This window comes from Variovorax rhizosphaerae, from assembly GCF_037889975.1.
In the GTDB taxonomy this organism is placed as follows: Bacteria; Pseudomonadota; Gammaproteobacteria; order Burkholderiales; family Burkholderiaceae_C; genus Variovorax; species Variovorax rhizosphaerae.
This window is the reverse complement of record NZ_JBBKZT010000004.1, coordinates 448,433-461,418: the sequence shown is the minus strand read 5'-3', so window position 1 is coordinate 461,418 and position 12,986 is coordinate 448,433. Positions and strand designations below refer to the sequence as shown.

General features: G+C 68.3%; 8 protein-coding genes. 3 read left to right on the top strand and 5 right to left on the bottom strand.

Going from position 1 to position 12,986, the window contains the following annotated elements:
• Window positions 1-142 precede the first annotated feature (142 nt).
• The 4 genes from WKW82_RS11330 to WKW82_RS11315 all read right to left on the bottom strand — a co-directional run bounded on the left by WKW82_RS11330 (window position 143) and on the right by WKW82_RS11315 (window position 2,767).
• Window positions 143-1,105 (bottom strand): aspartate carbamoyltransferase catalytic subunit, encoded by a 963-nt coding sequence (locus WKW82_RS11330; protein WP_340335913.1) that lies wholly within the window; start codon window positions 1,103-1,105, stop codon window positions 143-145.
• Between the two features lie 108 nt (window positions 1,106-1,213).
• The gene (pyrR, locus tag WKW82_RS11325; RefSeq protein ID WP_340342386.1) at window positions 1,214-1,711 is read right to left on the bottom strand and encodes a bifunctional pyr operon transcriptional regulator/uracil phosphoribosyltransferase PyrR; all 498 of its coding nucleotides are present in this window, start codon (window positions 1,709-1,711) and stop codon (window positions 1,214-1,216) included.
• Complete coding sequence (gene ruvX / locus WKW82_RS11320; protein ID WP_340342385.1) at window positions 1,708-2,145, bottom strand: Holliday junction resolvase RuvX; 438 nt, start codon at window positions 2,143-2,145, stop codon at window positions 1,708-1,710. The genes pyrR and ruvX overlap by 4 nt, the downstream gene beginning before the upstream one ends.
• A 22-nt stretch (window positions 2,146-2,167) precedes the next feature.
• Complete coding sequence (locus WKW82_RS11315) at window positions 2,168-2,767, bottom strand: YqgE/AlgH family protein (RefSeq protein WP_340342384.1); 600 nt, start codon at window positions 2,765-2,767, stop codon at window positions 2,168-2,170.
• On the opposite strand from WKW82_RS11315, the gene WKW82_RS11310 reads away from it, so the two are divergent.
• From WKW82_RS11310 to WKW82_RS11300, 3 genes are all read left to right on the top strand, one after another.
• The gene (locus WKW82_RS11310; protein WP_340342383.1) at window positions 2,766-4,259 is read left to right on the top strand and encodes a cryptochrome/photolyase family protein; all 1,494 of its coding nucleotides are present in this window, start codon (window positions 2,766-2,768) and stop codon (window positions 4,257-4,259) included. The genes WKW82_RS11315 and WKW82_RS11310 overlap by 2 nt on opposite strands.
• Before the next feature lie 149 nt (window positions 4,260-4,408).
• Window positions 4,409-5,284, top strand: coding sequence for a helix-turn-helix transcriptional regulator (locus WKW82_RS11305; RefSeq protein ID WP_340342382.1), 876 nt, complete (start codon window positions 4,409-4,411; stop codon window positions 5,282-5,284).
• 239 nt (window positions 5,285-5,523) lie between these two features.
• Window positions 5,524-6,456: an aspartyl protease family protein gene (locus WKW82_RS11300; protein ID WP_340342381.1), complete on the top strand. Its 933-nt coding sequence runs from the start codon at window positions 5,524-5,526 to the stop codon at window positions 6,454-6,456.
• Between the two features lie 187 nt (window positions 6,457-6,643).
• Here WKW82_RS11300 and WKW82_RS11295 read toward each other — a convergent pair whose 3' ends face one another.
• Window positions 6,644-12,976, bottom strand: coding sequence for a hybrid sensor histidine kinase/response regulator (locus WKW82_RS11295; RefSeq protein ID WP_340342380.1), 6,333 nt, complete (start codon window positions 12,974-12,976; stop codon window positions 6,644-6,646).
• Window positions 12,977-12,986 lie beyond the last annotated feature (10 nt).

Here is a 12,986-nt window from a genome sequence, read left to right as displayed (position 1 = left end):
CTCTTCTTCAAGCGACAAGCGAAGCGAAACGCGTTCGTGAAACACCGCGGAACCCGGCTTTGCCGGGCCGCTGGTGTTGCCCCCGGTAGGGGGTTGGAGGAGCGCCACGCAGTGGCGCGGATCCTGGGGGCGAGCAACATGCCTATGCTTCGTTGCCCGCGACGATGCTCATGACCGCCATTCGAACGGCGATCCCAAAAGTGACCTGCGGCAGGATCACGCTCTGCTGTCCGTCGACCACGGCGGAGTCGATCTCCACGCCGCGGTTGATCGGCCCCGGATGCATCACGATCGCATCCGGCTTGGCCCGCTGCAGCTTCTCGGGCGTGAGGCCGTAGGTCTTGAAGAACTCCTGCGACGAGGGCAGCAGCGCGCCGCTCATGCGCTCGTTCTGCAGGCGCAGCATGATGACCACGTCGCAGTCCTTGATGCCCTCTTCGAGCGTGTGGCACACGCGCACGCCCATCGGCGCCAGGTCGGCCGGCACGAGCGTCTTCGGGCCGACCACGCGCACCTCGGCGCAGCCCAGCGTGGTCAGCGCATGGATGTCGGAGCGCGCCACGCGCGAATGCAGCACGTCGCCGACGATGGCCACCGTGAGGTTGCTGAAGTCCTTCTTGTAGTGCCGGATCGTGTACATGTCGAGCAGGCCCTGCGTCGGGTGCGAATGCCGCCCGTCGCCCGCGTTCACCACATGCACGTGCGGCGCGACGTGCTGCGCGATCAGGTAGGGCGCGCCCGATTCGCTGTGCCGCACCACGAAGATGTCCGCCGCCATCGCGCTGAGGTTGGCGATGGTGTCGAGCAGCGACTCGCCCTTGGTCGCCGAGGAGCGCGCGATGTCGAGGTTGATCACGTCGGCGGACAGCCGTTTGGCCGCGATCTCGAAGGTGGTGCGCGTGCGCGTCGAGTTCTCGAAGAACAGGTTGAACACGCTCTTGCCGCGCAGCAGCGGCACCTTCTTCACCTCGCGGTCGCTCACGCTGGTGAAGTTGGCAGCAGTGTCAAGGATGTGCGTGAGCGTGTCCTTGGGCAGTCCCTCGATGGACAGCAGGTGCAGCAGTTCGCCGTGCTTGTTGAGTTGGGGGTTGCGCTTGTAGAGCATCAGGCTGGCCTTCTTGCGTTCACGTTCAGGCCTCCCGCCGGGCCGCCCCAAGGGAGGCCTGCGCCCCCTCGGGGGGCAGCGAATACACGAAGTGATGAGCGTGGGGGTTCAAGTGTTCTCCTCGATCTGGAGGCTGAAGGCGCCATCGGCGGCGCGCGCCAAGGCCAGCAGTTGCGTGTCCGGCAACGTGAGCCGCGTCGCCGCGAAATCCGCCGCCACCGGCAGCTGCCGCCCACCGCGGTCGACCAGCACCGCCAGGCGCACGCAGGCCGGCCTACCGAAGTCAAACAATTCGTTGAGCACCGCACGGATCGTGCGCCCGGTGTAGAGCACGTCGTCGAGCAGCAGCACATCGGCGCCGTTCACGTCGAAGGGCAGCACCGTCTGCGCGCTGGCCGACAACCCGCGCCGCGCAAAGTCGTCGCGGTGCATCGCCGAGGAAATGATGCCGGGCGCACCCGCCAGGCCCAGGTCTTTCTGCAGGCGCCCGACCAGCCAGGCGCCGCCGGAGGTCACGCCGACCAGTTGGGTATCGGCACGCATCAGCGCTCTCACGCCGGCCAGCAGGTCGACGTAGAGCGCCTCTGCATCAGGAATTTGACTCAAGGGAGGCTCCTCAGGAATTGTTCAAGAATGATGCAGGCCGATGCCGCGTCGGCATCCTTGGCGCCGGCCGCCAGCGCCTCGGTCGTGCTGTAGCGCTCGTCGACCTCGTACACCGGCAGCTTGAAGCGGCCATGCAACTGGCGCGCGAAGCGCTGCGCCTTCGCGGTGTTTTCATGCGGCGCGCCGTCCGGGTGGTAGGGCACGCCCACCACCAGTGCATCGGGCTGCCATTCGCGGATGCGGGCCTCGACCTGGGCAAAGCGCGCATCGCCCTCGGCCTTGATCGTGGCTTGCGGCGTGGCGCTGCGCATCAACCGGTTGCCGCTGGCGACGCCGGTACGCTTCAGACCGAAGTCGAAGGCCAGGAAACTCTGGAAATGGGAAGGGACGGAAGCAGCGGCAGCCTTGTCGGCAGGACCCGCCGGAGCGCTCATCGATCCACCCGCGGCACAGCCATCATGCGTGCCCCGCATCGGGCGACAGCTTCCAGGCCTCGAGCCCGAGCAGCGCCAGCGCACGGTCGTAGCGCTGCGCCACTGGCGTGTCGAAGATCACGGCCGGATCAGCCTCAACCGTCAGCCAGCTGTTCTCCGCCAGCTCCGACTCCAGCTGCCCATGCTCCCACGCCGAATACCCCAGCGACACCAGCACCTTGCGCGGCCCGGAGCCCGTGGCGATGGCTTCGAGCACATCCTTCGACGTGGTCATCTCCAGCCCGCCGGGGATCGTCATGGTCGAGGCATACACCGACTCATTGCTGTTCGGCGCATTCGCCGTGACCGGCTCGTGCAGCACGAATCCACGCTCCGTCTGCACCGGCCCGCCCTGGAACACAGGCCCTTCGCCGAAGGCCGGATTCGACAGGTGCAGCTCGACCTTCTCGAACAGCACCCGCAGGTTGATGTCGCTCGGCTTGTTGATCATGAGACCCAGCGCACCACGCTCACTGTGCTCGCACAGGTACACCACGCTGCGGCTGAAGGTCTCGTCCTGCATGCCCGGCATGGCGATCAAGAAGTGATGCGTCAGGTTCATCGGGGCAGAATCAGAGGACATGCCGCCGATTTTACTTGCCGTCGACAAGACCTATCCCAGGGGATTGATGTGGTTTCGCCGCGACCTGCGTGTCGACGACAACGCAGCCCTCTATCACGCGCTGCGAACCTGTCGGCAGGTGATGTGCGTCTTCGTGTTCGACAAGCGCATCCTCGACCCGCTGCCGCGTGCCGACCGGCGCGTCGAATTCATCCGTGAATCCCTCGTCGAGCTGGCCACCGAACTGCGCCAGCTCGGCGGCGACCTGATCGTGCGGCATGCGGTGGCCGAGGACGACATCGCCGCGCTGGCCCACAAGCTCGACGTGCAGGCCGTGTTCACCAACCGCGACGACGAGCCCGCCGCCCTGGCGCGCGACGCCAAGGTGCGCGGTGCGCTCGCCAATGCCGGCATCGTGTTGCACACCTTCAAGGACCACACGATCTTCGAGCGCGACGAGGTGGTGACGCAGGCCGGCGCGCCCTACACCGTGTTCACGCCCTACAAGCGCGCCTGGCTCGCGAAGCTCGACGCGTTCTACCTGAAGCCCTACCCCACGCGTGGTTACGCCGACGCGCTGGTGCCGCCGCCCGAGGCCTTCCGCGCGCCCGTGCCGACCTTGCAGCAGATCGGCTTCGAACCGACCAACCTCGGCCAGTTGGAGATGCCCACCGGCGCAACGGGCGGCGAAGCGCTGTTCGAGGACTTCTTCCAGCGCATCGACCGCTACGACGCCGCGCGCAACTACCCCGCAGTGCGCGGCCCGAGCTACCTCGGCGTGCACCTGCGCTTCGGCACCGTGTCGATCCGGCAACTGGCGGGCGTCGCGCACCAGCTCTCGCTTCAGGGCGACAACGGCGCGGCGACCTGGCTCAGTGAATTGATCTGGCGCGACTTCTACGTGCAGATCCTCGCGCATCACCCACGCGTGGCGGAGGGCAAGAGCTTCCGGCCCGCCTACGACAAGATCCAGTGGCACCACGGCAAGCATGCCGACGGCCTGTTCGATGCCTGGTGCAAGGGCCGCACCGGCTACCCGCTGGTCGATGCCGCCATGGCCCAGATCAACCAGAGCGGCTACATGCACAACCGCCTGCGCATGGTGGTGGCCAGCTTCCTCTGCAAGGACCTCGGCCTCGACTGGCGCCGCGGCGAGGCCTACTTTGCCGAGCACCTGAACGACTTCGATCTCGCCTCGAACAACGGCGGCTGGCAATGGGCCAGTTCCAGCGGCTGTGATGCGCAACCATACTTCCGCATCTTCAACCCGGTCACGCAGAGCGAGCGCTTCGACCCGGAAGGCAAGTTCATCCGGCGCTACCTGCCGCAACTGGCGAAGCTTTCCAGCAAGGTGATCCATGCGCCGTGGACCGCTTCGCCGGTCGAGCTGGAAGCGGCCGGCGTGAAGCTGGGCGACAACTACCCCAAGCCCGTGGTCGACCATGCGGAGGCGCGCGAGCGGACCTTGCAGCGCTATGCGGTGGTGCGCGCCGTTGAAACAAAGTCGCATTGACGGCAGCGGTCAAAGGCGTATCGTCCAAGCCCCCAGGGTCGTGGCCTCTCTGGCCCGGCCCGCCCCACGAGGGGATCGAGTCGAGCAGGCAAAGCCACATCGACTTGAGGCCCCAAGCCCCTGCCACCATTTCGGAAGTGAGGCATCCCATGATGACCGCGACCACCGATCTTGCGCTCCATCGTGCCGTCGAAGCGGCCCATCACCTGACCGACCCCGAACCGCCGTGGCCCGACATCCTCGACGGCGTGCGGCAGGTCCTCGGCGGCGACAGCGCGAGCTTCATCATGCTCGACGGCACCGGCGCGCTGCTCACGCTGGAGCAGGTCCACGTCGACCCGCTGGCGGAACTCGAGTACGCGAGCCACTACCACGCGCAGGACATCGTCACGCCAGCCACCATCGGCGCGGGCGAAGGCACATGGTTCGACACGCAGGAACTGTTCTCGCCCAGCACCCTGTCGCGCAACGGCTACTACGTCGACTTCATGTGCCGGCATCGCATGCGGCAGATGCTCACCTACATCGTCGAGGAGAACCCGCAGCGGCGCGGCGGCCTGACCGTGCAGCGCAGCGAGCCGCACGACCATGCCCGCTGGCAGTTCGAAAGCACGCCGATCCGCAAGCTCGCCGGCACGATGCAGGAGGCGGTGTTGCGGCGGCGCGAGATGGCCAACCACTGGTATGACTCCGCCGAGTCCGGCTTCTGTGCCTTCGACGAAGCGCTCTGCATGGTAAACAGCAACGGCGCGATGCTGCGCATGTCGCCCAAGGCGCAGGGCTGGCTGGGCGACGGAACAGCGCTGCGCGTGCGCGGTGGCCGGCTGTGGCATCCCGCCGAGGCCTTCCGCGCGCGCCTGCTCGATGCGTTGGAGCGCGTCGTCGCGCACGGCACGCCGGAGCGGCTCACCGTGCCCGCGCATCAGAAGTCGGACGGACTGCTGCTGGACCTGGCCCCGGCCGACGCGCGGCTGCGCCTGGGCAGGGAATCCAGCGTGCTGGTGCGGATGCTGCGACTGGCGTGAGCCGAGGACGCCGCGGCCGGCAGGCGCGGCTGCCGACTGCGCCCGGCTGGGTGCGCAAAACTTGACGCTTGCAGATGCGCTGCGCGTGCTCAGTGCGGAATACGATGCCCCCGGAGACGGAGCCCTGAAAAGCCCGCAGAATCCGCCGATCAGAACAAGCACCAGGGTGGAAAGCAATGAATGTCGTGACGCGCCTTCGACGTGGGCCGATCGGATCATGGCTGCGTCAGGCTACTGCCGTGCAGGCCACACGACTGGTCATCGGTTGCCTCGTCCTCTTCGCCTGGGGCGCAGCCCAGGCCGACAGCTGCGGCATCGAGCGTGTCGGCTCGACGGCGCTGGTGGCGCAAGGCGGTCACTTCGTCCTGCCCGTGGTCATCAACGACACATCCGGGATCGCCTTCCTTCCCGATACCGGCTCGGAGCGCAGCGCCATCGACGCGGGCGTTGCCGGGCGACTGGCGCTGCCCAACTTCGGCACCACGCCGCGTCGCATGATCGGTACGGATGGCACACTAGGCCGCGCATACTTCGACGTGACCGCCGACCGGTTCGCCTTTGCGGATGTACCAAATCGCAATGTGCGGATGGGTGTGAGCGACCTGTCGGGCGGCCGCCCTGACGGCGTACAGGGCGTGATCGGCGCGGAGCTGCTGAACCGCTACGACATCGAATTCGACTTCCCCGGCCAGCGCCTGAACCTGTACCGCGTCACGGACTGCGGCCCCAACAGCGCTGCATTGCTCCTGCCGTGGTTGAACCCCTACGACGCCGTGCCGCTGAAGGTCAGCGCCAAGCACATCCTCTCGCTGCCCTTCACCATCGACGGCAAGACGCTGGAGCTGGCCCTCGACACCGGCGCGACCAGCACCAAGATCACCATGGACGCCGCCGCCAACAAGCTCGGCCTCGACCTCGAGCGACTGAAGGCCGAATCACCGCGCTCGACGAGCTACAGCAGCACCGGCGCATCGATGTCGAACTTCGCGATGCGCTTCGACAAGGTGCAGATCGGCCAGGCCTTCTACGCCAACGGAAAGATCAGGGTCTCCGAAATCGACGTGAAGCCCTATGACGGACTGCTCGGCCTCGACTTCCTGCGCAAGCGCAAGGTCTGGGTGTCGTACGGGACGCGGCAACTGCTGCTGGAACGGGTGCCGGCCAAACCCTGACCCCGGGCGAGCAATGCCTGTTCGTGGGCACCCGCGGAACCGGCTCTGCCGGGCCGCTGCGTGCGCCCCCTCGAGGGGCTGAGGGCCGCGGCTCCGAGCCTGCCTGCGCAAGCTTGGACGGCCCGCAAGAGCAGCCGCCTCTGGCGGCCGCTCCGGCGCCGCAGGCGCTTCGGGGCCGGGCTTCCTTTCAGGCCGCGGCGGCGAGCACCGTCTCGTCGGTGAACGCGCGCACCAGGCGCAGCAGTTCCTCTTCCGAGTACGGCTTGCCCAGGTAGTGGTTCACGCCCAGTTGCTTGGCATGCTCGCGATGCTTCTCGGCAATGCGCGAGGTGATCATGATGATCGGCAGGCCGGCCAGCGATTCGTCCGCACGGATGTTGCGGGCCAGGTCGAAGCCATCCATGCGCGGCATCTCGATGTCCGACAGCACCACCGCCGGCCGTTCCTGCTGCAGCCGCTCCAGCGCCTGCAAGCCGTCCGCGGCCAATGCCACGCGATAGCCTTCGCGTTGCAGCAGGCGCTGCGTCACGCGGCGCACCGTGATCGAGTCGTCCACCACCAGCACCAGCGGCACTTGCGGCGCTGCCTGCTGCGCCTCGACCGGCACGTCCGCCTCGCCGCCCCCGCCGGCCTTCACCAGCGACGCAACACCCGTGGACTGCAACGCGCGCGCCTGATCGCCATGCACCGCGGCCAGCGCCACCGGGTTGTAGATCAGCGCCACCGCGCCCGAGGCCAGCACCGAGACGCCGGCCATGCCGGCCAGCCGCGCCAGTTGCGGGCCGAGGTTCTTCACCACGACTTCCTGGTTGCCCAGCACTTCGTCGACGTGCAGCGCCACGCGTTGCGCCGCGCTGCGGATCACCACGACCACGTTGTTCTTGGCCGGGCCGCGCTCGCTGCGCGCGTTCGCCTGCAACAGCGCACCGCTCCAGAAGTACGGCACCTGCTCGCCGCCGAAGTTGTAGTGCTGGTTCGCGTACGCCGCTTCGAGATCCGGCGCATTGGCGCGCTGCACCAACTCCACCAGGTTCGAGGGCACGCCGAAGGAGACATTGCCCGCCCGCAGCATCACCACGTGCGTCACCGCGGTCGTGAGCGGCAGCACCAGCTTGAAGGTGGTGCCCTGCCCGCGCGTCGATTGCGTCTCGATGCGTCCGCCGAGCGCCGCCACATGCGAGCGCACCACGTCCATGCCGATGCCGCGACCGGCCAGTTCCGACACTTGCGTCGCCGTCGAGAAGCCCGGCTGGAAGATGAACTCGGCCGCTTCCTGTTCGGTCGCCTCATGGCCCGCGGCCACCAGGCCCAGCGAGCGTGCCCGTTCGGCGATGCGGCGGTAATCAAGGCCTGCGCCGTCGTCGCGGAAGCTCACCGACACGTCGTTGCCTTCGTGGTGCAGCTCGATGCCGATGAAGCCGCTGGCATCCTTGCCGGCCTTCTCGCGCACGTCGGCGTCCTCGATGCCATGCGCCACGCAGTTGCGCAGCAGATGCTCGAAGGCCGGCGTCATGCGGTCCAGCACGCCGCGGTCCATTTCGATGTTGCCGCCGGTGATGTCCAGCCGCACCTGCTTGCCGGTGTCCTTCGACGCCTGGCGCACCACGCGGTAGAGACGTTCCGACAAGTCCTCGAACTGGACCATGCGCGTGCGCAGCAGGCCGCGTTGCAGCTCGCGCGTCTGGCGCGCTTGCGCACTCAGGTCGTCTTCCGTCTGCTGCACCGTCTTCTGCAAGGTGCGCTGCACGGTGGCCACGTCGTTCACCGACTCGGCCATCATGCGCGTGAGTTCCTGCACGCGGGTGAAGCGGTCGAACTCCAGCGGGTCGAAGCCCTGCTGCGAATCCTTGGCCTGGGCCAGGCGCGATTGCATCTGGCTTTCGGCCTGCACCTCGATGTCGCGCAACTGCTGGCGCAGGCGGTCCAGGTTACCGGTCAGGTCGGTCAGCGAACTGCGCAGCTGGCCGATCTCGACCTCCAGACGCGAGCGCGTGATGATGACCTCGCCGGCTTGGGCCACCAGGCGGTCGAGCAATTGCGTGCGCACGCGCACGGCCTGGCTCGAAGCCTGGCGCGGCACGGCGAGCGCCGCGGGCGTTGGCAAGCCGGGCTTGATGACTGGCGCGGCCTGATGTGCAGACTGCGCCGCCTGTGGCGGATCGGCCGGCGGCTCGATGGCCGCCCCGTCCGTTTCAGCGATCACCGGCTTGTCGGGTCGCAGCGCGTCCTCCACCACGTCACGGCGCGTGGCGGCAGCGGCTTCCGCCGCGCGATTCGCGATCTCTGCCTGCGCTGCATCGTCGGCCGCGCGCAAGTCGTCAAACGTGGCCTGCAGCACATCGAGACGCGCGATCAAGCGACTGATGGCGCCATGCGGCACGCCTTCATTGCCGAGCCGTTCAATCTCGGACTCCATGCGGTGCGCGCGTTCGCCCAGGCGCATCGCGCCGGCGAGCCGCGCGCTGCCCTTGAGCGTATGCAGCGTGCGCAGGATCGACGCACGTGGCGCCATGATCTCGGGCTGTGCATGCCAGGCGCGCAGCGCGGTGCCGAGTTGCGGCAACAACTCGGCTGCCTCTTCCTCGAAGACCGGGAACAGGTCGACATCGACCGCATCGACCAGGTCGATGAGGTCTTCGCTGTCGTCGTAGACGACCTGTTCGAAGACGGCAGCCTTGGCATGGGCCGGCTTGAACATGCCAGCTTCGGCATCGGCGACATCGCGTTCCATCGCCGCGGCTTGAATCAACGGTTCAACCGCCGGCTTATCCACCGGCTTATCCGCCGGTTTATCCGCCGGTTCATCCGCCTGGGCCGCATCCCCCACGGCCAGGGGCTCGTCGGCTTCGCGCGGCACTGGCGGCGAGGCAGCCAGGACGCGCAACGCCTCCAAGGTCTCGGGTGCCGGTTCCTTCAGGAAGCCGGCCGCAAACTGATGCAGCAAGCGGCGCAGTTCATCGGTGGCGCCTATGAGCAGGGCGCCCTGTTCCGGCGTGCCACCACCCCGCACATGGAAGAGCTGCAGCGCGGACTCGAGCAAACGCGCCAGCCCCGACAGGCCCTGGAAACCGACCGTGGCGGAACTGCCCGCGAGCGAGTGCGCCAGCGCGACCGCCGAATCGGGCATCGGCAGCCGCGGCTCCAGTGCCCACGCGCCGACATCGCTTGCCAGTTGGCGCGACCATTCATCGGCTTCGTCGAGGTAGACGTTGTACAAGGCCATGCCGATGCGCAATGGGCCGATCGACTTGATCCGCTCGTCTGTGCGCGGATTGGCGGCTGCTCCCGCCGGCACGGCAACAGCCACGGGCGGCGGCTCGGCGGCGGCTTCGGTCCTCGCGCCCGCGGCCTTGGTGGCGGGGTCGTCGGCCTGCGGCAACGGCGCCTGTTCGGCGGGTTCCAGCGGATCGAAGTCGACCTCCATGGCGGGCGCACGGGCAGGTGCCAGGACAGGTGCCACGGGCGCCGGCTCCTCCGGTTCGAGATCCAGCGGGAAATCGACCATCGCCTCCGCCGGCACCTCCGTCGGCGACTGCGCTGGCGATTCATGCAGCGACTGCAGGCCGGTCGCTCCGAAGGAGAAGTCCTGCGCCGGCGATGCCACCGGGACAGCGAAAAAATCGATGTCTTCGGCGCCGGCGATCGGTGCGGCGTCGGGGCTGCCCGGTTGCGCTCGATCATCGAGGCCGGCGAGGTCGGTCGTCGCGAACGAGCCCAGGAACTCGTCGTAGCTTTCCTCGCGTTGCGGCCTGTCGCCGGCCTGACCGCGCGAGTGCGGGCCGGACCCCTCGGCGACTTGGCCGTCTGCAGGCCCGGCCGGGCCCACGGGAGCCGGCGCAAAGGGCGGTCCGTCGGAGCGGAACACCATCGGCATGTCGAACGGTGGCGCCGGGAAGTCGGTCGGCGCGAACTCCACGTCCGGCAATTCGGGCGTTGGCGGTTGTGCGTAGGCGCTGCTGGGCAGCGGCACGGAGACGCGCGCCGGCTCGGCCTCGGGTGGCTCTGGCGCTGGCGCTGCGGGTGGCTCGTCGGCGATGCGGCGGGCGGCCACGCCCAACTGATCGGCGCTGGGCATGGGCGCCGGCGCGACAACCGGTTGGCCGCTGCCCAGTGCTTCCGCGAGCTTGTGGAAAGGTTCAGGCTGCCAGGTGTGCGGCTCGCCCGATGCAACGGCTTCGACCCACTTGGCAAAGTCGCGCATCGCGGTGCCGGCGCCTTCCAGCAGGTCCGGTGTGGCAGGGCGTTGGTCGGCCAGCCAGGTGTTGAGCAACTGCTCGAAGGACCAGGCCGCATTGCCGAAGTCGGTCAGGCCGACCATGCGCGAACTGCCCTTGAGCGTGTGGAATGCGCGGCGCAGCACAGTCAACTCGCCGATGTCCGAGGAATCGCGCCGCAACGCCGAAAGGGCCGCGAGGCCGCTCTGCAGCACGTCGCGCGCCTCATCCAGGAAGATGCCCTGAAGGTCGTCTTCGTCCAACTCGGTCACTTCGGTGTGAGGCAGCGCTTCGAGCGGTGCCGGGCCGGAGATCTTCGAGGTCCAGCTGTCGGTGGCGGGGCTGATCTCCTCGATCGGGGTGGTCGGCTGGTCCTTCGGCGTGGCCAGCGCGGCCAGGCGCGCGGCGATCTGCGCGTCGATCTCTTCGACACCCAGGATCGCCTCGGAACGCGGCATGGCCGCAGCCGATGGGTCGATGGCCGCGGCTGGCGCTGCCACCGGCAGGGCCTCGGGAGCCGCAGGCGCCGGCGCCGCCACCCCCACTTCGGGCTCGGGCCCGGCCGCCTGGTGACCCGTCAACGGCTTGAGTTCGCCGACTTTTTCATCGACCACGAACAGGCGCTTGGCCAGGTTCGGCTGGTAGCCCAGCATGTCGATCAGGAAGCCGAGCGCGCCCAGGTTGTTGCCCAGCGAATCGAAGTCGTGCGATTCGTCGGCCGGCGTGCTGCTCGCCACCAGGTGCTCGACGTTGTCGCGCATGCACTCCACGGTCTGCGCCGCCTGTTCCAGGCCCAGCACCAGGAACACGCCCCGCATCTTCATCAGTTGCGTCGGCACGCTGCGCAGCAGGCTCTTGTCGGCGGGCCGGCGGAAGAACTGGTCGAGCGACTTCTCCAGCTCGCCAAGGTGGGCGCGCAGTTCATCGACCACCGTGCCCATGGCCCCGTGATCGCTCACGCGGCGATACAGCGCTTCCATCCACGGCTCGAGCGGCTCCGACTGGCCGCTCTCACGCGCCCGATCGATGCGGTCGGCCAACTGCACGGTGCGCGCGGTGAGTTGGCTATCGTGCGGATCGAAGTCGTCGAACGCAGCCTCGAGGTACAGCACCGAGGTGGCGACTTCCATCGCCAGGCCGGACTCCGGCGGCTTGCCGGACTGGACGGAAACCCCGACGGCACGGGTCAGCGCATGCGCCATCGGCAGGCTTGGCGGATGCAGCACCTGCAGCGACTCGTCCAGTTGGGCGAAGGCGTCCGCCACCTGCGGCAAACGGCCCACGTCGCCATCCGACAGAGCCGACCACATCTCCCTGGCGGCCTTGATGCGCTTGCGCGCCTGCGCCAGCACGACCGGGTCGAAGCGGCCGAACTGCTCGGTGGCGTAGTCGACCGTCTGCTCGCCGGCGATGCCCCATGCCGCGCGCACGGCGCGCAGGATGCGGGCCTCATCGCGAATGCCGGGCGTGGCCTGCGCGCAGAAGAACAGCAGGTCGTGTGCCAGCCGCTCGGACACCGTGTTGTCGCTGCGCGCCAGCGTGGCGTACTGCAGCAGCACGCGCGATGCGGCGCGCTTCACGTAGACATCCGCCGGCACCAGGGCCAGGCCCAAGGCCTCGAAGAAGGCGGCCGCGATGGCCCAGAAGTCCGCCACGTGCGGCACGCCCGCACCACGCGACAGGCCCACGCAGATTTCCTGCAGGCGTCGCGCCGCTTCGTAGTCGCCGCTCTTGACGACCTTGAGCACTTCGCGGTCGAGCCGCGAGCGCACCGCCGGGTCGTACACCAGCGCCGGCTTGTGGCTTTGCAGCGAGATGCCGGCCCAGTGCCAGGGCGTGGTCCACAGGTCGGCCGGATGCACGCGCTCGTTGCCGACCAGTTCCAGCACGTCGCGGTACTGCGGGAACAGGGCCACGGAGGACACCGTCCTGCCCGCGAGCATCGCGTTCAGGAAGTCGACCACGGCGAATCCGGCACGCTCCATCTTGAGGACGGCCGCCTCGCCGCAGTGCGATGGCTCCTGCACGAAGCTCTGCACCGCGAATTCCATGGCGCCGAGCACCAGCGCCGGGGCGCGCTGGTCGACCATCTGCAGCGCGCCGACGGCCTGGTGCAACTGCTGCCGCGCGGCGCGCAGGGGGGCGATGTCGGCATCGGGCGCGCCATGGGACTCGCGCAGGAATCGCCTCAGCGACTGGCTCGTGGCGTCGACGGATTGCTGGATCTCTTCGAGCACCCAGGCCAGCGGCCCCAGGTCTTCGGTGACCGGCGCGATGCCGGCAACGGGGGCGGTGGGAGTCGGCACGGGTGAGGCT

Bases quoted from the DNA above. Each gene is read 5' to 3' on its own strand.
- WKW82_RS11330 (WP_340335913.1), bottom strand. From the start codon at position 1,105: ATGCTCTACAAGCGCAACCCCCAACTCAACAAGCACGGCGAACTGCTG.
- ruvX (WP_340342385.1), bottom strand. From the start codon at position 2,145: ATGAGCGCTCCGGCGGGTCCTGCCGACAAGGCTGCCGCTGCTTCCGTC.
- WKW82_RS11310 (WP_340342383.1), top strand. From the start codon at position 2,766: ATGCCGCCGATTTTACTTGCCGTCGACAAGACCTATCCCAGGGGATTG.
- WKW82_RS11315 (WP_340342384.1), bottom strand. From the start codon at position 2,767: ATGTCCTCTGATTCTGCCCCGATGAACCTGACGCATCACTTCTTGATC.
- WKW82_RS11305 (WP_340342382.1), top strand. From the start codon at position 4,409: ATGATGACCGCGACCACCGATCTTGCGCTCCATCGTGCCGTCGAAGCG.